This window comes from Schleiferilactobacillus harbinensis, assembly GCF_008694105.1.
Taxonomy (GTDB): Bacteria; Bacillota; Bacilli; order Lactobacillales; family Lactobacillaceae; genus Schleiferilactobacillus; species Schleiferilactobacillus harbinensis.
In genome coordinates this window covers 417,778-437,584 of sequence record NZ_CP041364.1, presented here as the reverse complement: position 1 = coordinate 437,584, position 19,807 = coordinate 417,778, and the positions used below count along the sequence as shown (strand labels likewise).

Genomic DNA, 19,807 nt, shown 5'->3' with positions numbered 1-19,807 from the left:
GGTTGTTAATTCAACTGCTGGCCCGGTGTCATCGGCACTTTAGCCAAGACAAAATAGGCACAGCCAAAATTGCAAAATTCGTATAGATAATCCGCCAAAGTGGAAATATACTGGTCCCGATTGGCATGGCGGTGCCCATCCGCGTAAAAACCGCGCAATCGCAACTGGTCGAAGCCCCAGTCCCCGACGATATAGTCGTATTTACTCAACAGCGTGACAAAGCTATCTCCGAGGGCGTCGGCTTGAAAGCCGTCTTTGTGATTGGTGACCACTTGGTAAGACACATCGTCGATCTGGATCAGGTCCTCTTTCAATTGTACGACCCGGTGCGCCGGAGTATGCAGCGTTTCCGCGGAATTAGCCGGTTCAGTCATCCTTGTTCACTCCCCTTCTGACTCAATTGGATAGTGTTTGGTCAAATAGCGGGCCACAATTTGCCGCAAAAAGTCAGGGAACATGATTTGATTATCGCCCATGATCTCAATGGTTGGGAAAAACGGGACGAATAAGTAATGATCAAGCGTACCCACGGTATATTCTCGGTCAGGGTCAATCGGCCGGTCTTGCCAGTAAACGGTCCGGCTGGCTGCGTCAAAAGACAGGCCCCGGTAGCCGATCGTACCAAAGATTTTACCGCGGAAGCTCATCCCCTTTAATGGGAATCGGCGCAGGAAGCCGCGGTTTTTCTCCATTTCGCGAACCAGCCGCCACAGATCCGTCCCTTTCAGCGTGACCTTCATCGCATGCATCGGGTGCGGCATCTGTGTGTGCAGATCATCCGCCGTGACAATGCCCTGGTGCAGACCAGTCAGAAAGAGGCCAGCATTCAGGATGGTCGCCTCGGTGCCGGTATATTCAGCCAAGGCCTTGAGTGCCAGGTCCAGCATGGGCGACGGATGATTGTAATCAATGGGAAAATCCTGGGGTAGGCGAGCGATTTGATGCTGCTGCAGCAAATGATGCCCCTCATCGGCCCAGGCCTTGATCTGCGCCGCATCCGCCGGCTCAGCGGGCAGATCCACAGTATCATAGACCCATGCCCGCTTGCTGGTCACATGGTGATCGGCGAGTTTTAATTCCATTTCGCCCACGTGCTCGCCCCACTTGCCGGCGGCACCCAGCAGGACGCCGTTATCCATCTCGCCTTGAGGCAGCAAATGATGGGTATGCGCTCCCAAAATCACATCCACTTGGGGATAATGAGCGGCAATGTACCGATCCATTTCGATCCCTAAATGCGACAAAAGAATACAGACATCGTATTGCCCAGCAAAGGCATGGAGCTGGCGGGGCAGCACCTCACCGATGAGTTCTGGATACCAGCCATTCGCGTGATACGTGGTCAAAAACGGCGCCGTATAGCCCAAAACCAGGATCCGGGTGCCGCCCGCCGAGTGCAGCAGCACATGATCCACAGCAAAAGGGGCGAGTTTTTGAGTCGTCCGGTCGCTGAATAAATTGCCCAAAACCACAGGGAAGTTAGCCTGGTCATAAAGATGGCGCAAGACATGGGGCGAATTGCCAATCCCCTCGTTGTTGCCGATCGTGGCGGTATCATAGCCGACCTTGTTCAGCATCGCCACATTGGCCTGCCCATTCGTGGCCTCGGTCAGCGGGTGGGCCCGGTCCATGGCGTCACCGATATCAAAAGTCAATACCGTGTGGGTCCCTGCGGCCAACCGCCAATGGGCTTTGCGGGCCGCCAGCTGGCGCGTGATCCGCGGCCAATTTTCAAAATGGGAATGAAGATCATTCGTGTGTAATAAATGGATGGTTTCCTGCACCGTTATTCCTCTTCCATAAACATGATTAGCTCCACTATACCGTGCCCGCTGCCGCCAAGCAACGCCCGGTGATTCTTGGAAGCGCCTTACCCTTGCTTTTTCTGCTGGGCCAAAAAGGCGTGTTTGCCTGCAATCATCTGCTCGACCTCAGCAAACGTCAAGGGTGCCCCAAAGGGCAAGGGCGGTTTGACCCACTGCCGTTCCGGCGCATCTACCCCGATGTTGATGTTGGTGTCGTAAGGCATCATCGTGTGGTGGATGTGTCCGTGCAAATTGTAAGTCTGATGGGTGATGCCGAAGAAGAGCGGATAATGGGTCAGAAAATACTGATTATGATCGTATTTCACGATGATGCCCACATCATGAAAAGTGTATTTAGGCCGGCCATCGGGCATGGTCGGGTTATGCTGGGCTAAGTACTTGAACAGGTCGCGATAATCGTGATTGCCCTTGATCAGCACAATATGCCCGTGAAGCTGCGCCAAGATGGCGGCCACATCAGCCGGCGTTAAATAGTGTTTCGGCCGCAGCGCGATGTCCCCGAGTTCATAAACTGTATCGGCATCACTCACCCGATCATTCCAAGCGGTGATCATCTGCTGATTCATCGCTTCGACAGTGGGAAAATCCCGGGGCGCGAAGTCATTATCCCCCAACAAGTCGCTGTGATAAAAATGGGTGTCGCTGATCACAAACTGCATATGCATGGCTCCTTTTGTTCTATGATACAACAAAACCTCCCAGCGGCAGGAACCGGTGGGAGGCCAGATAACGATTAATTAGCCAATCAGCTTCATGGCTTGTTGCAAAACAGTCTCGCCATCCATCATGCCATAAGCGCGCATGTCGATGACATCAACCGGAATGTTCTTGTCAGCCAATTTCTTAACGAATTGATCCTTCATGAAACGAACTTGCGGTCCAAGCAGCAGCACATTGACGTTGTTTTCAGCCAACTTGTTGTCAGCGTCAGAAGCACCCGTTGCGAAGATATTCGCTGTAATGCCATCCTTCTTAGCAGCTGCGTCCATGCGCTGCACTAACATGGAAGTGGACATCCCCGCCGCACAAACCAACATGATTGTTTTTTCATTTTCAGCCATTGTAATAATCTCCTTTTCGTTATCTCAAGAGTGATTCGTTCTTGACTCTTTAAGAATACACGCGTAAGCGTTTCATGTCAACTAAACGTTATTTTAGACCAATTGAAAACATGACTACAGTCCGTAGTGGTCACGCTTACCGCAGCGTCGCAGTTAATGGGCTGCGTGTTATTTTATACAGGACTTGTTTCTTTGCTGAGGGGAAACGACAGGCTGGGATCGGCATTGAGAGTCAGGTCGCCGCGAATACCTTGGGCGTAGGCCACATGGGCCGCTGCACCGATCATGGCGGCGTTATCCCCGCACAGCCGTAACGGCGGGATAAGCAACTGAGGCGGATCAGGCAGCTTAGCCAATTCCGCCTGCATGCGTGTCCGCAACCCCTGATTAGCTGCCACACCGCCGGCAATCACCAATTGATGGACCGGATGGGTCTGAAGTGCCCGTAATGTTTTGCCCACCAGAATGTCCAAGACAGCGTCCTGAAAACTGGTAGCCAAGTCAGCCTTGTTCAGCGTCTCCCCCACCTGTTCAGCATGATGGACAGTGTTGATGAAGGCACTCTTCAATCCGGAGAAACTAAAGTCAAGATTATGTTCTTCCATCATCGCCCGGGGGAAATGGAACGTATCTTGGCCCTGATGAGCCAGCTCATCCACCGGCTTGCCCGCGGGATAGGGAATCCCCAGTACGCGGCCGATCTTATCGTAGGCTTCGCCCACAGCATCGTCCCGGGTGTCGCCGATGATCTGAAAGTCGTAGGCGCTGGCCATATAAACCAGCTCCGTATGACCGCCCGAGACCAATAATGCCAGCAACGGGAAATGGAACGGCGCCACATAGCTGGCCGCATAGGTATGACCGGCCATGTGGTTGACCGGGATCAAGGGCAAGTGGTGGGCGAAAGCAATCGTCTTCGCCGCGGTCACGCCAATCAGCAGCGCACCCACTAGGCCCGGTCCATAAGTCACCGCGACAGCGGTCAAATCAGCATAGGTCACGCCGGCTTCGGTCATCGCCTCTTCCGTACACCGGGTAATCTGCTGTACATGGTGGCGGCTGGCCACCTCCGGCACGACCCCGCCGAAGCGTTTATGGCTGTTAATTTGAGTGGCAATGATGTTGCTTAAGATTTTCGTACCGTTTTCAACCACCGCCACACTGGTTTCATCACAACTGGATTCAAAGGCGAGAATTAATTCACGCACAGAGCTATTCAGCCTCCTTCTCTGATTCAATGGTCAAAATCATATTTCGCGCATCCATCTGATCGGCAATGTAGTAATTCGGCTTGATGGCCCCATCGCGAAAGCCTAAGGCGTGATACAGGGCAATGGCCGGGGCGTTATCCACCCGTACTTCGAGGGTCATCTTCGGCATCTCCGCTGTCTTGGCCCGCTCAATCATCGTCGTCAACAAAAAGCGGCCCAAGCCGCGCCGCTGCCAATCTGGATCAACCGCCAGATTCGTGACATGCGCTTCGTTGGGCGTAAACCAAGTGCCAATGTATGCCACGAGGTCGCTTTGATGGAAAATATTCAAATATAATGCCTTGTCGTACCGGCGCAGTTCTGAGTGAAAGGCGCGGGCATCCCAGGGCTGACGGCCGGCATAAATTCGCCGTTCCACTGCCAGCATGGCAGGAATATCGGCCTCCACCGCCTTTTTCATCCGGTAGGTGACATCTTTGATCGTGACCGGCTGCTCCGTAAATTGCAATACGTCAAGCGGTTCGGCGCGTCCGAACCAGGACTTAAACTTCCTCAACATAGGGTGCATGTCCCTCATCATGGTGGTGTCGCCTCCATTCCTGCTCGGCCTGTGTCTGGCGGTAGTAGGTGGGTACAAAATCATGCAGATCAGCCACCGGCGTCATCGCTGGCGCCCACAGCGCCAACCGGCTGGTCTTGGGTAAAGCAGCCAAGGGTTCCGCGAAGGCGGCCCGGTCGCCCAAGACGCTGCGGATATGCTCTTGGTACGCAACTGGGATGTTCCCAACCACGATCACCGGTTGCTGCAAGGCCGCGACACCAGCTAACAGTTCAGCCAGCGGTTCATGCTGGGGCAGCAGCACATTTTGCGGCCCCGTGGCTTCCTGTCCAGGGACCCACTGATATACCCCGGCAAAAACGTTCTCGTGGCGCGCGTCGATCAGCGGCATGATCATCCGCGGATCAGCGGCCCCCACATTACCGGCCAGCAGCTGCAGCGAGGTTGTTGCCACCAGCGGAATACCCAACGTCCAGGCCAAGGTCTTGGCTGTCGTCACGCCGATGCGCACCCCGGTATAACTCCCCGGACCGCTGGTGACAGCAATTCGTTCCAGTTGTTCAACCGGTGTTTCTGTGTGCTCCAGCAGCTCGCTGATGACTGGCAGCAGCGTTTGGCTATGGGTCCGCCGCATATTCAGCGTCACCGTCCCCAACACTGTCTCGTCTTCACTCACCGCGACACTCAACGGCTGATTCGCTGTATCAATTGCTAAAACCCGCAAATCCTTCGACTCCCCTCAATCCATTTATTTACTTTGCAACTGCGCCGTCCCTGGTACCCGCACCAATACTTTCAGCACCGAATACAGAATAACGATCTGAATCGGGGCAGAAATGAATTGCTTAAGCAACCGCCAAGAAATCAGCAGTGGCCATGGGGTTTGGTACATGAACCGGACCCAGAGGGTATTCATGAGCATATTGACAATGATCGTCACACTCACCACCCCGAGAATCGTATACCGCCATTCGACCGGCCGATTATGCAGCCAATAGCCGTATAACGCTCCAGCCATAATCGCCGACAGGGTGAAGCCAAAGTAGAAAATCCCCCCGCCGCCGAGAAAGAACCCGATGATATCGTCGGCGCCGCTGGCGAAAGCTGCCCAGAACGGTCCGAAGAAATAACCCAATAGTGCGGTACCAATGAAACCAAAACCCACCTTGACCAATGAATCGCTGCCGACGCTGATTTTAGCCAATACCAGTTGTACGGCCATCAGAATTGCCAGCCAAATAATTTGGCGTGTGGTGAGCTTCCAGGAATGTTGTGTTGTCATGTCTGACATCTCCCTACTGGAGCTGTCGCAAAGAAATCTTGCGGCGAATGCGGCCCCAACACCGCAAGCTAATGCTTTTCCAGCCGCAGTTCACATTCCGTTCCTGCGGCACTTAACGCGTGGGGCCTACTCCGTATTTTTTATTGTAAATACGTGTTATATCATGCAACATATAATTTGCAAAAGCAAGCAGAGAGCGCAGCCGACCGGTTAGAGGCTAGGAGAGACCAGCCCTCTTCCCTTCACCCCCAAAAGCGAGTACGCTAAAAACAATCTCACACAAGGAGCGATCAACCAATTGAAAAAAATTCTGGTCCTGCATACTGGCGGTACGATTTCAATGTCGGCCAATGCCAGCGGTGATTTACAGCCCAATGATGAAAATCCGTTAGTAGCCGATGTGGATATGGAAGGCATGTTCCATCATCAGCTGCAGCTGATTACCGAGGAAATCTTCAATCTGCCCTCGCCCCATGTTACCCCGGAACGGATGCTGGAATTGCGCAACCGGATCGTACGGGCGGAAAACGATGAAGGCATTGACGGCGTGGTGATCACCCACGGAACGGATACGCTGGAAGAGACCGCCTACTTTTTGGATCTCACATTGCCCAACACCATTCCAGTCGTCGTCACCGGTGCAATGCGCGGGGCCAATGAAATTGGCAGCGACGGCTTGCATAATTTCCAAAGTGCCGTTTGGACCGCTAATTCCGATGATGCCCGGGGCAAAGGCGTCTTGGTCGTCATGAACGACGAGGTGCACACCGCCCGGTTTGTGACCAAGACCCATACCACTAACGTGGCCACCTTCCGCACGCCGACCTTTGGCCCCATCGGCTTGATTTCTAAGCAGCACGTGAACTTCTTTCAAGAATTGATCCAGCAAACCGTCTGCGACATTGACCATGTCATCGGCGGCGTTTACTTATTGAAGGCCTTTGCCGGAATGGATGGCGATTTATTCGACGCCATTGATCAGCCCACCACCCGCGGACTCGTTATTGAGGCCCTCGGTGCTGGCAATCTGCCCCCAGCCACCTTGCCGGCCCTGCGCCGCCTGCTGGCCCACGATATCCCAGTCGTCCTGGTCTCCCGCTGCTTCAACGGCATCGCCGAAGACGTTTACGACTACGAAGGCGGCGGTGTGGAATTGAAGAAAATGGGCGTGGTTTTCTGTCGCGGCCTGAACGGGCAAAAGGCCCGGATCAAGCTGCTGGTCGGCCTGAGCAACGGGATGCAGGGCGAAACTCTGCACCATTATGTGAACAACGCCTTTTCATAATCTTGGATACAAAAATGGCAGCCCGTGCGGCTGCCATTTTTGTATCGATCAATCTTCAGCCCAATGCAAAATGGCCTCAGTATTCATTTCGTCATTGTGCCGAATCAAGTGATGGGTTGCTAACGCATCTTCCGGATCCGCCAGATACAAGGATTCCGCCGTGTCGCCGTATTGAATCTCCCGTTCATAGCGAATATCGACTTGCTTCAGCGCATGATGCAGGACAAAATCCAACGGCAGCGTATCGATCATCCAATCGAAATAATGCACATTATTCACGTGATGGTTAGAATCGATATCCTGGTACCGCACCCGGTAAGGCTTCATCAAAGCATCCGTGTAATCCATCTTATTGATCCGGGGGAACTTCAAGACCGTCTTTTCTTCCTTGGTGTGGAACGGAGCCACTAATTCATCGATGATCGGCACCATTTTGCGGGTGCTAAAGCTCATCATCACAAAGGTCGCCGTGACATGGGCCAATTCAGTACCCTGATCATCCAGCACCCAGAACTCGCGATAACAGAAGAACCGGTTGCGGCTGGACGCCGCGGTGCGCAATTCCAGCTTGTCGCCCACTTTAGGCAGGCGGGTAAACGTCATGTGGTACTGCGTAATGACCCAGCCGACACCATGCGCATGGGTTTTATCTTCGCCGACACCAAGCGCTTCCGTTTGATGCTCCGACGCCATGATCAAAATTTCCATCAGACTGGATAAATGGATCTCTTCCCGAGTATTGACCATGAAGTACGGGACTGTATAGTGTTCAGACCAAATTAGGGCCATTCGGCATTACCTACTTTCTTTCCTGTTCAGCAAGATATTCTTGATACACGTCCTGGCGGTGCCAACCGCTTTCCTTGGCGACGGCCTTGGCCGCCGTCGTCGGCTTCTCGCCATGGGCCACCCGATCCTGGACTGCCGCCCGAACGGCTTCCCCCGACCAGGTGACTGTTTCCGCTTGGGCTGCGGGCGGGGCTAAAATGATCACCATTTCGCCCTTAGGCGAGTTATCCGCAACCCAGGCAGCCACTGCGGCGACGGTTCCCCGGATGTAAGACTCGAACTTCTTCGTCACTTCCCTGGCGACCACGATTTTCCGCTCACCGCCCACCACTTCCGCAAAGCGAGCCAATGTCTTGGCGATTCGCATGGGTGATTCATAATAGATCGTTGTCATCGGCAACTGGGCGTATTCGGTCAAAAACTTCTTCTGCTCCTGACTCTTCCGCGGCAAAAAACCAATGAAGGCAAAGGGCTGGGTGACTAATCCGGAGGCAATCAGCGCGGTCATCCCGGCATTGGGTCCAGGCAGCGCCACCACCGGAATGTCAGCGGCCACACAAGCGGCCACGAGTTCCTGCCCCGGATCACTGATGGCCGGCATCCCCGCGTCAGAAACCTGGGCGATGCTCTCCCCTTGCTGCAAACGGGCCAGCAAAACGGGAATCCGGGCTTGCGTATTGTGCTCATGGAAGCTGATCTGCCGGGTATCAATGGTGAAATGCGTCAGCAGCTTCTGAGTATTGCGCGTATCCTCAGCCGCAATCAGATCAACCCCGCGCAGGATATCCACCGCCCGAGGCGAGAAATCGCTCAGATTGCCAATGGGGGTGGGCACCAGATACAGCGTCCCAGTGGTGTGCTCACCGAAACTGCGCTGGACCTGGACTGCGTTATCGTTCGCCATAAATAACATCCAAACAAAAGGCGCAGTCTTCGTTGTTTTCGCGGCGGGAACCATACATCACTGTGCACACGTGATAGCCCTGCTCGTACAACTTTTCTAAGTTCTTTTTCGACTTGGAAAGGCCTTCCTTGGTTTGATTTTTATCGCCCTCGGGCCGGCTTAATTCCTCCAAGCGGTTGCGCAAATTGACATTTTCAATGCGGAGTTCGGCATTTTTCTCTGTGAGATCCGCCACCTCGTCCGTCATCTTATTGGCCAGTGCCAGGGTGTTTTCCGCACTTTCTTTCAATGCCATTAATTCGCGATACAGATCCTGTTTTTCAACTTCTTGTTCAGTCACCTGCGTCACCTTTCTTATATCCCGCTTACGTTAGAGAACTGAGTATTTGCGCCGTTAAGCGTTCGAGCAAGCCTTGGAAGCCCACGTTGCCCTGCAGCCGGCGCTGGGCCGCCAAGGCATCGCTGACCGCGGCGGTCATGACGGCCGGCGGCAAAGCTTGAGCCACCGCCGTACATTGCGTCCGCTGCTGGGGAAAATGACCGGGCAGCGCAGGGGCATATTGGGCCATGAGAATATCTTGAAACGCTGTGATCAGAATATCCAGGAATAAGTTCTGCGTTGGCCGGTCCTTGACCAGCGGCATGATTCGCGTTTGGACCAGAATGAATGCCTGCCAATCGCCGCGCCCCACTGCTGTCAGCCACTGCCAGGCAGTCTCAATGAGCGGCGTCAAATTCTTGTCTGTTGCCAATTCCCGGGCCGTGGTCACCGACGTCCCCAACGCACTGAATAATGGGGCTAACTCTGGGCTGAGTCCCTCCTCAGTCAATTTATCGGCGACTTGGGCCGCACTAACCGGCGGAAAATCAATGACCTGCACCCGGGACAGGATCGTCGGCAGCAATCGCTGCTTTTGCTCACTCACCAAAATGATCAGCACCGGCCCTGGCGGTTCCTCAATAAACTTCAGTAAGGAATTCGCCGCCCCGGGCGTCAGCAGATCGGCTTGGTCAATTTCAAAGATTCGACGGGATTGTTCCAACCCCGTCCGAGTCATTTCTTGGCGCAAATAGCGAATATCATCGACCTTGATCGTCGCGCCGGTGGGAACGATCTTCAAAAAATCCGGGTGGTTGCCGGACAACACCTGCCGACAGTGAGGACATTGGCCGCAGGGCTGGTCATTTTGTATATTACTGCAAAAAAGGCGCAACGCGACCCACTGGGCGAGGGCGGTTGTGCCGCTTTCTTGCGTTCCGCTGAACAGATAAGCATGGGCGAGTTTATCATCCTTGATCAGCGTATTGAAATGCTGGACCAAGGTGGGCTGCAACCGGGTCACGGCCCATTGCGTGTCGGCTGGCATTAGAACTGGTGGAACTGCTCAACCGGCAGGACAAAGACTGTCGCGCCGCCCACTTGCACCTCGATCGGGTAAGACAGCGAGCTGTCGCCAGTCACATCCATGCTGACCGGCGGAGTCATGAATTGTTCCCGGGCATGAGAGGTCTTCTTGATGAGCGCCAGCACTTCCTCCACACGTTCGTCTTCGATCCCGATGATGAACGTGGTGTTCCCCGATTTTAAGAAGCCGCCGGTCGTCGACAGCTTGGTCGCCCGAATATTGGCGTCAATGAACTCATTCTGGAGCATGTTGCTATCTTTGTCTTGGACAATCGCCATGATCAATTTCATGCTGGTCTCTCCTCTCAGATGTTAAAAAATGCCGGAAACCGCTGCTGGATAATAGCCCACGCCTGATCCGCGACTGTTTGGATCGGCTGGGTGCCGTCCACCGTGACAATGCGCTGCTGCTCTTGGTGCGCTAATGCCTGATAGGCAGCGCGGACCCGGTCATGGAACGCCGCCCCAGCCTCTTCCAACCGATCTTCCGGTTGGGCGCGGTAATGCTGGATACGGGCAATGCCCACCGCCGGCGGCACATCAACGTACACAGTCAATTGCGGCATCGTGCCGTTGGTCGCGAACCGGTTGATGGCCGCCACGGCGTCGGTCCCTAACTCACGGCCGGCACCTTGATAGGCAATAGAACTATCCACATACCGATCAGACAAAACGATCTTGCCCTGCCGCAAAGCCGGCCGGATCACATCATGCAGATGTTGAGCGCGGGCAGCGGCATACAGCAGTGCCTCAGTACTGGCCGCCATGTCGGTGTTGTTCGAATCCAGAATAACGTGGCGGATTTGTTCCGCAATCGGGCTGCCGCCGGGTTCACGCGTCAAAACCACTGAGTGGTCTGAATGCGCTTCTAGTACAGGTACGAGTTGTTGCAGCATACTGCTTTTGCCGGCACCATCTGGTCCCTCAAATGAAATAAATAATCCGTTCACGTTATTCCTTCTTTCTTTCTGGTTAGCCATAAGTTTATTGTATCACGACGACCGGCACAACCCGGTCAATTAATTAAATGTATCCGTAAAATGACTGATGAGTCCCGGGGCAATGGTATGGGAATGCAAATGCCGGCGGCGCGCCTCGCTGTATAACAGTTCGTAACGCGCCTTCAAGATCTGCACATCGCTCTCGTCACTCCAAGCGGTGGGGACCGCCGCGTTGGCGATGTGCTGTTCCCGCTGCCACTCTTCCCGGATCACATTAATTTCAGCCAACAGAGCGGCATCGAATTCCGCACGTAACTTGTGCTGCTTAAACATGGGCTACATCTCCTGTCGGCCTTCCACTGCCTTGATCAAGGTCATGGCATCTGCGTATTCAATATCGCTGCCCACCGCTAGACCATAGGCCAGCCGGGTCACTTTGATGCCGGCCGGCTTGATCAGCCGGGCCAGATACATCGCCGTGGATTCCCCTTCCGGCGTCGCGTTGGTGGCAATGATCACCTCTTTAACTTCCGTGTGCTGCTGCAGCCGGGTCAGAAGCGATTTGATATTAATATCTTCCGGTCCTTTGCCCGTCGTAGGCGACAAAACGCCATGCAGGACATGATACAAACCGTGATACTCATTCATCCGTTCCAACGCCATAATATCTTTAGGCTGTTCCACGACTAGGATTCGGGTTTGATCCCGGGACGGATCAGAACAGATCACACAGGGATCCTGGTCCGTGATGTTGCCGCAGATCGAGCAAAAATGCAGTTTGGTCTTGGCATCATGCAGATCTTGGGCAAATTCATCCACCTCATCCTGGGGCATATCCAGGGTAAAAAAGGCCAACCGAGTAGCAGTTTTTTCACCGATCCCGGGTAATTTCATATAACTGTCGATCAATTTTGCAATGGGTTCCGGATATTGCAGCATGCGCCTTACATTCCTTTAGCGAAGCGGCCCATGGTGCTGTCTGTCGTCTGTTTGATCTGTTTCTCGGCGTCGTTGACGGCGGCGATGATCAGATCTTGCAGCATATCGGGATCATCAGCATCGATCGCTTCGGGCTTGATTTGAATATCAGTCATTTCGTGTTTGCCGGTAAAGGTCACCGTCACCATATCTTCTGGGGCCTTGCCAGTAAATTCGGTCTTATCAAGCTGGTCCTGGGCCGCGGTCATTTCTTTTTGCATCTGTTGTACCTGGCGCATCATATTCTGCATGTTGCCGCCGCCAAAATTGGGCATTTTAGCCATTTGTCTTCACTCCATCTGTTTGTTTTTGGTTATTGTCTGAGGATGCTGTCTGTTTGTTTGAACCATTATCGACTTCCACAAAACTGCCGAACAAGGCCTTGGCTTTGTCCACCAGGGGATTGGCTGGCGCCGCCGCGGGGGCAGCACTGGCCGTCGCGGGGCTGGCCGCCGCTGACGTCGGGGCGTCACCGGGAGCAGGCCGGCCAGACTTTTTCTTGCCCACCGGATGAGCCAGCAAATAATTCTTACGGATCTGCGGCCATTGTTCTTTGGGCACGAAGTAGACGTGCATCGGATTGCCAGCCAATTTGTTCAAATCGGCCTCGACTTGTTCCCGCAAGACTTGATCCTTGGCCACTCGCTCAAACATCATCGGATAATCAAAGGATACCACAACCGCCTCGGGACTGGCGGCCACCGGTTTGGTACCCACATGGAGCATCGCCCGCTGGCCAACATCCAGCATATTCAGCAGATCACCCCATATCGATTGCAAGTTGGCTAGATTCTGACGAGTGGCCTGCCCCAGGACCGTGTTGATCTCTTCCAGATTCACATGGACCTTGGTATGCCGCTGGGGCGCTTTGCGCTTAACGGCCGCCGCTGGCCCAGCAGCCAGCGCCGCGCCGCCCTTCGCTGCCTGCTGCAAGGCCGCCACTTGCTGTTCAAGGGATTTGATCGTCTCAGTAAGCGCCTCTGGCGCGGGTGCCGATTGAGCCGCCGGGGCCGCCGCTGGCCCAGCGACGGTCTGGCTGAGGGTCGCCAATTTCACTGTCAGTACATCCAAATAGACATCTGGATGGGTCGTTTGGCGTAATTGTTCCTGCACATCCGTCAGCACGTCGATCATCTGATAGACCCGCGTATCGTCAATTTGTTTGATCAGCTCGGCAAAGGCGGCCGGATCCTGGGTCGCGTAGAAACTGCGGGCCAAATGGGGATCCTGCCGGTACAGCAGCAGATCCCGCAGAAAAATCAGCAGGTTCGTGATGAACTGATTCGGGTCTTTCCCCGCGGCCAGCTCCGTTTGGACGATCGTTAAACCATTCCCCGTTTCGCCAGCGTTGACGGCCCGCAAATACTTCGTCAGCGTATCGCCAGACAAGGAGCCGGTGACGGTGAGCGCATTGGCTAGCGTCACGTGGTCGGCACCAAAGGAGAGGACTTGGTCCAAAATACTCAGTGCATCTCGCATCCCGCCGGCCGCCGCGTTGGCAATCAGTTCTAAGGCCGCGTCGTCAAAGGTGATCTGCATATCCTTTAAAATATAGTGCATCCGGGCCACGATGGTCTCGGTGGCGATCCGCTTAAAGTCGAAGCGCTGGGTCCGGGAAATGATCGTCGCCGGGACTTTTTGCACTTCGGTGGTGGCTAAAATAAAAATCACATGCGCCGGCGGTTCTTCCAAGGTTTTGAGCAGGGCATTAAAGGCCCCGGTCGACAGCATGTGCACTTCGTCAATAATATACACTTTGTAGTCGGCCACAGTGGGAGCGTACTTGGCCTTGTCCCGGATATCCCGAATTTCGTCCACGCCGTTATTTGAGGCCGCGTCAATTTCGATGACGTCACCCAGCCGGCCGGCGGTGATGGCCTGACAGGTCTCGCACTTGTTGCAAGGCTCTCCGTCTTCTCGATACCGGCAATTGACCGCTTTAGCTAAGATCTTCGCCGCGGACGTCTTCCCGGTCCCGCGGGGGCCGGTAAATAGGTAGGCATGACTGATTTGATCGGTGATCAGCGCATTTTTCAGCGTTTGGGTCACCGTCTCCTGCCCCACGAGATCAGCGAATCGCTGGGGCCGCCACACCCGATACAGCGCCTGATAAGCCATTGCCAGCCGTCCTTTCTGCCTAGTTAAAAAATCTCTGGATAGTCAAGTGGCTGAAGCAGAATGAATCCGCCCCAGCCACAGTTAAATTTCTATAAAACAAAAGGCACATGACAATACGTACTTAGTGCTGCTTCCTTCCGGACCTGACACGCTTCGTAAGACTGTCATTGCCTTAAGGCCTTGCGGCTTAATTAGTATAGCAAAAATCCGGCGCAAAGGCAAAAATCCGCCAGCTGGGAAGGAAGCCCAGCCGACCGCCCTTGCCAGCCATCTTGGCTCATCTTATACTCAATCAGAGTCCAAAAAAATAATTGGAAAGTAGGAATTTGCGATGACCGATGTCGTGCGTAAAACTGTCCAAGAACGGCTGCGCCAAGGAATTCACGCTGGCAATGTTCAGCGGTAAATGGAAAACGGTGATCCTGTGCAATCTGCACTACCACGGCCCGTACCGTTTCAATGAACTGATGCGGCTGCTGCCCAAAGTATCCCACAAAGTGCTGACCAGCCAGTTGCGGGAACTCGTTGAGGATCAGCTGATCACCCGGTACACTGGGGCTGGCGCCCAGCCGCAAGTCTGTTATGCGCTCACCGCTCTCGGTCAATCCCTGATGCCGATCATTGACGCCATGTGCGCTTGGGGCGAACAACGGATCCAGCAGCTGGCCGTGACCCCCCCCCCCGTACAATATCCGCCTGCCCGCCGAAACACCCAGTCATGCCTGACGATCGTCGGTCCCCGCTGCCCGGGCGGCCCGCTTGGCAGCTTTCAGTTCATCTCGAATGCGCTTGAAGAACGCCTTCATCCGGCCGGCCGCCTCCCCCTCCCGGACACCGGGATAAGTGGGCACGTGATGATTATAGCCGGGGAAGTCCAGCAGATTGATCAAGGTGCCAGCACTGCCTGCTTTGGGGTTCGGGACGCCATAATAGACCGCATCCAAGCGGGCGTTGATGATTGCCCCGGCACACATCGGGCACGGTTCCAACGTCACAAACAAACTGGCATGGGTCAAGCGCCAGCTGCTGCGCCGGGCACAGGCCTCATGGATCGCAATCATTTCGGCATGGGCGGTAGCGTCGTGATTGACTTCCCTTAAATTGTGCCCCCGGCCGATGATTTCGCCGCCGTCGGCCACGATGACGGCGCCAATCGGTACTTCGCCTAAAGCTTGCGCGGCATCCGCTTCTTTGAGCGCTTCGCCCATGAAATACTGAATTTCATCCTCCGTAAACGCGATGATCGTCCACTCCTTAATTATTAAAAATGGTACACTGAAGACATTGTAACAACTGGAAAGGAGACCCGCTATGCCCCTTGATGCTGCCGACTGGCAACGAATTTATCCCACCGCTCTCGTGGTCGATCAGCCCTTGTCTGATCCCCGTTATTTATCCCTTCCCCTGCCGGAAAAGCAGGGGTACATTGCCATCGACCGCAACCCCCTGAGCCGCAGCGAGGCGACGCTGTTGGAAACGTTGGCGCAAGATGACGAGACGCCGGTACAAAATCCCTGGTACGCCTTTTTGACCGGCCAGACCAGCAAAGCCCCCGCCCGGTTCACCGGCTTGCGGGTGGTGCAATTGCGGGTCACCATGAAAGACGCCAGTGTCAGCAAAACTGATTTTCTTGAAGCCGCCATCGGCATGTTCGACAACCTGCTGGCCCACTTCTGGGTCGATGATCACTATGCCCTGCTGATCGAACCGCTGAGTACTAAGAATCCGGATCACCAGACCCTGGCCGATTTCGCTCAGGTACTGGCGGCGATGGAGACCGACTTTTACGCCAACATTCAGATTTACGTCGGCAACTTCTGGCAAGCAGAAGATCCGCTGCCCCAGCTTTTTGCGGAGGAACAGCGGATTTTTGCCGGGGTCAAGGCAACCAAGCCGCAAAGCGACCTGGCCAGCCAATCCTTGGCCTATTTCACCGCACCGATGCGGGCCCAATCGACGGTGTATGAAACGCTGCGCACCCGATTAGCCGAAATGCCGGAATATGCCGAGGTGATTATCGCCTTGTACCAGCATCAGGGCAATATGACCGGCGCCGCCAAAGCCTTGTATCTGCATCGGAATACGCTGCAGTACCGGATCGATAAATTTCAGGAACTCACCGGCTGGTCCTTGCGGGACATGGATCACTTGACCCTGTGTTATCTCCTGCTCATCGAATGAGCACACTATCCAGAATTTGATACCCCTTATTATGTTTCAGCACCGTACAGTTGCCAAAGGCGGCCGTCATGCGTTTCTTCGCAGACGGGGCGCCTTGTTTTTTTTGAATCACGACTAATAAATGGCCGCCTTCCACCAAGTGGTCCGCCGCTCCCGTCAAGATGGCATTGACCACATCCTTCCCCGCCCGGATCGGCGGATTGGTCAAAATGGCGGCATAACGCCCATCAATCGCATCGTACACGCTGGACGGGAAAATATGAACGTTGTGAATGTGGTTGGCCGCGGCATTCTCCACCGCCAGACCCAAAGCCCGTTCGTTCACGTCCGTCATGTCCACTTCCCGCCGGGGAGCTAAAGCAGCCATGGTCAAGCCAATCGGGCCATAGCCGCAGCCCAGATCCAGAATTGCCCCCGCTGGCCAGACGGCGGGATCCGCCGTATCGATCAGCGTTTGACTGCCGAAATCCACCCGCTCCTTCGAAAAGACACTGGCGTCGGTCACAAAACGGAAGGGAATCCCCCGCAGCGTGGCGTCAAACGTATGCCGATCATGGGCACTGGCCGGATCGACAGAATAATAATGGTCAGCCATGGTAAACCTTCTTTCTATGCCAACTAGACATTATGCGGGCCAAAGAATTGCGGTTGATACATCCCGGCCTGATACAGCTGGGGATCGATCTTCTTATTCACGATCAGCAGGATCTGCAGCATGGTGAACAGGACAGAACTGCGCCGCCAGTAGACCACATATCGCGGCACCCACTTGGTCACGTACTTATTCTTGTAACTGCGCAGGCCACCGAAATCGTAGAAACGGTAACCATATTGATAAATCAAGTGGGCGGCCCGCTCTTCCAGGAAACCATAACTGTTGGTTCCCACGCCGGAAAGCGGCGCCATACCCATGTTGAAATACTGGTAGCCATTATCCCGGCCCCAATAAAACAGGTTAATGAACACTTCATCCATAATTCCGGACGGTGCATCCGCCATATGGCGCATCAAGTCAATGCTGGTGGTTTCCTTGCTGCCGGCAGGCATTGAATTGGCAAAGGCAATCATCTGGCCGTCCTTATCCCGAATCACGGCCACCGGGGTCTGTTCCAAGTAATAGCGGTCCATGAAGCCCAGGGAGAAGCCTTTTTCTTCCCGGCCAGCCAGCCAACTGTCTGAGATCTCCTGCAGCCGGGCCATGGTCTTGTCGTCAAAGGGGGGCTGAATGATGTCAAAGGTGTAGCCCTCCCGTTTGAAACGGTTCATCAGTGAACGTTCACCCTTGAAGTGATTGCCGGAAATCTTGAAGTCTGGCAAAGCGACTAACCCTTCCTCGCCGAACTTCATGAAATCAAAACCCAGATCGTGCATCTGCATGGTGAACCCTTCGGATACTTCATAGAAGACCAAGGACAGGTCCAGCTTGTCCGCCTCATTCATGAATTCTTCGACGGCGGGCACCAGATAGTCCTGATTCCCCACCGGTTCGCCCATGATGATGATCTTATCGGCCTTTTTTCGATACATGAAGAATAATTGATCCTGACCATCGACTTGGTAATAGTGGATCGACTTGTCCCGCAAGAAGGCCAAGTGAGATACCAGGTTGCCGCCGTACTGATCGATCACGGCCTTCACTCGGTCCGCATCAAAACCGGCGTCCAGTTTATCCCCGCCCACGGACAGGTACTTCAACACCAAGTACACCGTCACAATGGCAATAAACATAGCAATCAGCCCGGATAGATACAATCGCCAGCTAGGGAAGATCCAGGCGGTCGGCACCGGCCGGCGGTGATGGATGTTCGGCGCATTATAGAACCCGGCCACAGCGTAGGCCACGAAGGCGGCAATATAGATCACCCCATCGAAGAGCCGGTCGCCCCAAGCAAACTGGATCCGTTCCCGGTACAGTTCCCGGCGAGAAAGCAGCGTCACAATGATCATGACGCCAAGGAAGATAATCGTCTTCAAGGAAGTATCCTTCAGTAAGGTGGTAATCATCCCTAAAATCAGAATGATGATCGTTGGCCAGTAAGCCTTGCGCGACTTGTTGGCGATGCCCCGAGCCAAGCCCATGAGCATAAAGGCGATCACGATGTTCGCCGCCCGGCCCAAAAAGACTAAGGTGTACGGCCGAAATGAATGAAGCACATGATTTTGCAAAGCAAAGTTCGGCATTGTGGCCAGAATCAACAGCATGATCGCCGTGAAATACAGCAAAATCGTAAAAACCAGATGCGCCCCGCGGGACAGCAGCTGCATGGGAATGCCCTGGAGGTAATCGTTGATCCGCTTGCCCATGTCCTGGACAAAGATTACGACGGCAATCGCGAAAGGTACCAGGTAATAAAATACCCGGTAGAACAGCAGCCAGACCACAGCGATACTAGGATCAACGCCCACCGCCGACAAGCCCATGATCATGAAAACATCGAAACTGCCAATGGCCCCAGGAACCATGGAGGCGATCCCGACAACGTTGGCGATCATGAACAGCGGGAAGACCGCCGCCAAATGGGTCAAGCCCAGCTGATAGCCGATGAACAGGAAAAAGCCCCCGGCAAATCCCCATTCCAGCATAGAACCCAGCGTCAAGCGCATTTCCCGGGCTAAAGGCAGATCCGCAAAGAACTCCGACTCCCGTAAATGCGTGAAGCCAAGCAGGATCGGAAAATACAACCCGCCGCCAATCAGCCAAATCGTATATTGCGTGAACTCTCGGCCAATACCGAAGACGTACATTTCAACCAAGGCCAGCAGCGACCAGACGGACAGGCCGGACAGCAGGAATAATGCGATCTTTGAGACCGCAAAAATCACCTGCCGCCGGCTGGCATGCTTGCCGTAATACGTGGCTCGCATCGTCGCCCCCAGGACGCCCCCGAACCCGATCAGGTTGTTGAACGTGTTGACCACCCAGCCCGATTTCAGGATATACTTCGTTTCTGCCCGCTCTGGCAGAAACTCTTGGATCACAAAATCATAATTCAGCATTGGTGTGACCGCTACGAGGCCCAACACCAGCATGCTGAGGACGCTGCCCAAGCTTTGGTTGGTCAGATATTCTTGTAATTGGACTGGATCGACATCTTGCCCGATCCGGCCGACTTCAATGATGACGAAGACGATGACGGACATGACAAAAATGGCCTTCAAAATCGTCTTATGCAATTTGGCGAAGCCGGTCAGCTTTTGCCAGAAATTCCGCACAATGGTGTTCCCCTCTCTGTTTCTATCGTGGTTCATTATAACGTACTTTTTAGG

General features: G+C 54.3%; 23 protein-coding genes, 1 other RNA gene, 1 pseudogene and 1 riboswitch. Of the genes and pseudogenes, 3 read left to right on the top strand and 22 right to left on the bottom strand.

The features are described from left to right. Positions 1-5: 5 nt before the first annotated feature. From FMM01_RS02340 to FMM01_RS02305, 8 genes are all read right to left on the bottom strand, one after another. The gene (locus FMM01_RS02340) at positions 6-374 is read right to left on the bottom strand and encodes a YutD family protein (protein WP_121499997.1); all 369 of its coding nucleotides are present in this window, start codon (positions 372-374) and stop codon (positions 6-8) included. 6 nt (positions 375-380) lie between these two features. Beyond that, on the bottom strand, positions 381-1,784 hold the full coding sequence (locus FMM01_RS02335) for a bifunctional metallophosphatase/5'-nucleotidase (RefSeq protein WP_150391589.1): 1,404 nt from the start codon (positions 1,782-1,784) through the stop codon (positions 381-383). 86 nt (positions 1,785-1,870) lie between these two features. Further along, positions 1,871-2,485, bottom strand: a complete 615-nt coding sequence (locus FMM01_RS02330) for a metallophosphoesterase (RefSeq protein ID WP_150391588.1) — start codon at positions 2,483-2,485, stop codon at positions 1,871-1,873. 78 nt (positions 2,486-2,563) lie between these two features. Next, positions 2,564-2,887 carry a PTS sugar transporter subunit IIB gene (locus FMM01_RS02325; RefSeq protein WP_027828824.1) on the bottom strand — a complete coding sequence of 108 codons (324 nt, stop codon included), beginning with the start codon at positions 2,885-2,887 and terminating at the stop codon, positions 2,564-2,566. A gap of 173 nt (positions 2,888-3,060) precedes the next feature. After that, positions 3,061-4,107 (bottom strand): tRNA (adenosine(37)-N6)-threonylcarbamoyltransferase complex transferase subunit TsaD, encoded by a 1,047-nt coding sequence (tsaD, locus tag FMM01_RS02320; protein WP_027828825.1) that lies wholly within the window; start codon positions 4,105-4,107, stop codon positions 3,061-3,063. Next, positions 4,100-4,657, bottom strand: coding sequence for a ribosomal protein S18-alanine N-acetyltransferase (rimI, locus tag FMM01_RS02315; protein ID WP_027828826.1), 558 nt, complete (start codon positions 4,655-4,657; stop codon positions 4,100-4,102). Before rimI ends, tsaD begins: the two co-directional genes overlap by 8 nt. Further along, positions 4,641-5,381: a tRNA (adenosine(37)-N6)-threonylcarbamoyltransferase complex dimerization subunit type 1 TsaB gene (tsaB, locus tag FMM01_RS02310; protein ID WP_150391587.1), complete on the bottom strand. Its 741-nt coding sequence runs from the start codon at positions 5,379-5,381 to the stop codon at positions 4,641-4,643. Before tsaB ends, rimI begins: the two co-directional genes overlap by 17 nt. A 24-nt stretch (positions 5,382-5,405) precedes the next feature. After that, positions 5,406-5,939, bottom strand: a complete 534-nt coding sequence (locus tag FMM01_RS02305) for a folate family ECF transporter S component (protein ID WP_027828828.1) — start codon at positions 5,937-5,939, stop codon at positions 5,406-5,408. A gap of 39 nt (positions 5,940-5,978) precedes the next feature. Beyond that, positions 5,979-6,075: riboswitch (THF riboswitch) on the bottom strand. Positions 6,076-6,228: 153 nt separating this feature from the next. Here FMM01_RS02305 and FMM01_RS02300 point away from each other — a divergent pair. After that, positions 6,229-7,224 carry an asparaginase gene (locus tag FMM01_RS02300; RefSeq protein WP_272868978.1) on the top strand — a complete coding sequence of 332 codons (996 nt, stop codon included), beginning with the start codon at positions 6,229-6,231 and terminating at the stop codon, positions 7,222-7,224. 48 nt (positions 7,225-7,272) lie between these two features. On the opposite strand, the gene FMM01_RS02295 is transcribed toward FMM01_RS02300, so the two are convergent. The 11 genes from FMM01_RS02295 to ffs all read right to left on the bottom strand — a co-directional run bounded on the left by FMM01_RS02295 (position 7,273) and on the right by ffs (position 14,544). Further along, complete coding sequence (locus FMM01_RS02295) at positions 7,273-8,013, bottom strand: acyl-[acyl-carrier-protein] thioesterase (RefSeq protein ID WP_150391585.1); 741 nt, start codon at positions 8,011-8,013, stop codon at positions 7,273-7,275. A 10-nt stretch (positions 8,014-8,023) separates the two neighbouring features. Beyond that, complete coding sequence (rsmI, locus tag FMM01_RS02290) at positions 8,024-8,917, bottom strand: 16S rRNA (cytidine(1402)-2'-O)-methyltransferase (protein WP_063516123.1); 894 nt, start codon at positions 8,915-8,917, stop codon at positions 8,024-8,026. Beyond that, positions 8,904-9,257: a DNA replication initiation control protein YabA gene (locus tag FMM01_RS02285; RefSeq protein ID WP_223849992.1), complete on the bottom strand. Its 354-nt coding sequence runs from the start codon at positions 9,255-9,257 to the stop codon at positions 8,904-8,906. Before FMM01_RS02285 ends, rsmI begins: the two co-directional genes overlap by 14 nt. A gap of 25 nt (positions 9,258-9,282) precedes the next feature. Further along, on the bottom strand, positions 9,283-10,284 hold the full coding sequence (holB, locus tag FMM01_RS02280; RefSeq protein WP_150391584.1) for a DNA polymerase III subunit delta': 1,002 nt from the start codon (positions 10,282-10,284) through the stop codon (positions 9,283-9,285). After that, on the bottom strand, positions 10,284-10,613 hold the full coding sequence (locus FMM01_RS02275) for a cyclic-di-AMP receptor (RefSeq protein WP_063516124.1): 330 nt from the start codon (positions 10,611-10,613) through the stop codon (positions 10,284-10,286). Before FMM01_RS02275 ends, holB begins: the two co-directional genes overlap by 1 nt. Before the next feature lie 14 nt (positions 10,614-10,627). Continuing rightward, positions 10,628-11,272: a dTMP kinase gene (tmk, locus tag FMM01_RS02270; RefSeq protein ID WP_146994825.1), complete on the bottom strand. Its 645-nt coding sequence runs from the start codon at positions 11,270-11,272 to the stop codon at positions 10,628-10,630. Positions 11,273-11,341: 69 nt separating this feature from the next. Continuing rightward, positions 11,342-11,596: a YaaL family protein gene (locus tag FMM01_RS02265; RefSeq protein ID WP_027828836.1), complete on the bottom strand. Its 255-nt coding sequence runs from the start codon at positions 11,594-11,596 to the stop codon at positions 11,342-11,344. 3 nt (positions 11,597-11,599) lie between these two features. Continuing rightward, positions 11,600-12,199, bottom strand: a complete 600-nt coding sequence (recR, locus tag FMM01_RS02260) for a recombination mediator RecR (protein WP_027828837.1) — start codon at positions 12,197-12,199, stop codon at positions 11,600-11,602. An 8-nt stretch (positions 12,200-12,207) separates the two neighbouring features. Continuing rightward, positions 12,208-12,516, bottom strand: a complete 309-nt coding sequence (locus FMM01_RS02255; RefSeq protein ID WP_035440599.1) for a YbaB/EbfC family nucleoid-associated protein — start codon at positions 12,514-12,516, stop codon at positions 12,208-12,210. Position 12,517: 1 nt separating this feature from the next. Then, positions 12,518-14,359: a DNA polymerase III subunit gamma/tau gene (dnaX, locus tag FMM01_RS02250; RefSeq protein ID WP_150391583.1), complete on the bottom strand. Its 1,842-nt coding sequence runs from the start codon at positions 14,357-14,359 to the stop codon at positions 12,518-12,520. An 87-nt stretch (positions 14,360-14,446) separates the two neighbouring features. Next, positions 14,447-14,544, bottom strand: an RNA gene (gene ffs / locus FMM01_RS02245) — signal recognition particle sRNA small type. Positions 14,545-14,697: 153 nt separating this feature from the next. On the opposite strand from ffs, the pseudogene FMM01_RS02240 reads away from it, so the two are divergent. After that, a pseudogene (locus FMM01_RS02240) lies at positions 14,698-14,961 on the top strand (winged helix-turn-helix transcriptional regulator); the annotation flags it as partial. A 114-nt stretch (positions 14,962-15,075) separates the two neighbouring features. Here the strand turns inward: FMM01_RS02240 and FMM01_RS02235 are convergent. Further along, positions 15,076-15,603, bottom strand: coding sequence for a nucleoside deaminase (locus FMM01_RS02235; protein WP_150393224.1), 528 nt, complete (start codon positions 15,601-15,603; stop codon positions 15,076-15,078). 67 nt (positions 15,604-15,670) lie between these two features. Between FMM01_RS02235 and FMM01_RS02230 the strand changes: the two genes are divergently transcribed. Further along, on the top strand, positions 15,671-16,540 hold the full coding sequence (locus FMM01_RS02230) for a PucR family transcriptional regulator (protein WP_150391582.1): 870 nt from the start codon (positions 15,671-15,673) through the stop codon (positions 16,538-16,540). On the opposite strand, the gene FMM01_RS02225 is transcribed toward FMM01_RS02230, so the two are convergent. Continuing rightward, positions 16,530-17,135: a class I SAM-dependent methyltransferase gene (locus FMM01_RS02225; RefSeq protein ID WP_063516128.1), complete on the bottom strand. Its 606-nt coding sequence runs from the start codon at positions 17,133-17,135 to the stop codon at positions 16,530-16,532. The genes FMM01_RS02230 and FMM01_RS02225 overlap by 11 nt on opposite strands. Positions 17,136-17,158: 23 nt before the next feature. Then, entirely contained in the window at positions 17,159-19,753 is a 2,595-nt protein-coding gene (mprF, locus tag FMM01_RS02220) for a bifunctional lysylphosphatidylglycerol flippase/synthetase MprF (protein WP_223849991.1), read from the bottom strand. Positions 19,754-19,807 lie beyond the last annotated feature (54 nt).

Excerpts from the sequence above, each read along its gene's own strand:
- dnaX (WP_150391583.1), bottom strand. The coding sequence starts at position 14,359 with ATGGCTTATCAGGCGCTGTATCGGGTGTGGCGGCCCCAGCGATTCGCT.
- FMM01_RS02255 (WP_035440599.1), bottom strand. The coding sequence starts at position 12,516 with ATGCCCAATTTTGGCGGCGGCAACATGCAGAATATGATGCGCCAGGTA.
- FMM01_RS02295 (WP_150391585.1), bottom strand. The coding sequence starts at position 8,013 with ATGGCCCTAATTTGGTCTGAACACTATACAGTCCCGTACTTCATGGTC.
- FMM01_RS02340 (WP_121499997.1), bottom strand. The coding sequence starts at position 374 with ATGACTGAACCGGCTAATTCCGCGGAAACGCTGCATACTCCGGCGCAC.
- FMM01_RS02305 (WP_027828828.1), bottom strand. The coding sequence starts at position 5,939 with ATGACAACACAACATTCCTGGAAGCTCACCACACGCCAAATTATTTGG.
- FMM01_RS02330 (WP_150391588.1), bottom strand. The coding sequence starts at position 2,485 with ATGCAGTTTGTGATCAGCGACACCCATTTTTATCACAGCGACTTGTTG.
- FMM01_RS02265 (WP_027828836.1), bottom strand. The coding sequence starts at position 11,596 with ATGTTTAAGCAGCACAAGTTACGTGCGGAATTCGATGCCGCTCTGTTG.
- rsmI (WP_063516123.1), bottom strand. The coding sequence starts at position 8,917 with ATGGCGAACGATAACGCAGTCCAGGTCCAGCGCAGTTTCGGTGAGCAC.
- rimI (WP_027828826.1), bottom strand. The coding sequence starts at position 4,657 with ATGTTGAGGAAGTTTAAGTCCTGGTTCGGACGCGCCGAACCGCTTGAC.
- FMM01_RS02225 (WP_063516128.1), bottom strand. The coding sequence starts at position 17,135 with ATGGCTGACCATTATTATTCTGTCGATCCGGCCAGTGCCCATGATCGG.
- FMM01_RS02325 (WP_027828824.1), bottom strand. The coding sequence starts at position 2,887 with ATGGCTGAAAATGAAAAAACAATCATGTTGGTTTGTGCGGCGGGGATG.
- FMM01_RS02230 (WP_150391582.1), top strand. The coding sequence starts at position 15,671 with ATGCCCCTTGATGCTGCCGACTGGCAACGAATTTATCCCACCGCTCTC.
- holB (WP_150391584.1), bottom strand. The coding sequence starts at position 10,284 with ATGCCAGCCGACACGCAATGGGCCGTGACCCGGTTGCAGCCCACCTTG.
- FMM01_RS02275 (WP_063516124.1), bottom strand. The coding sequence starts at position 10,613 with ATGAAATTGATCATGGCGATTGTCCAAGACAAAGATAGCAACATGCTC.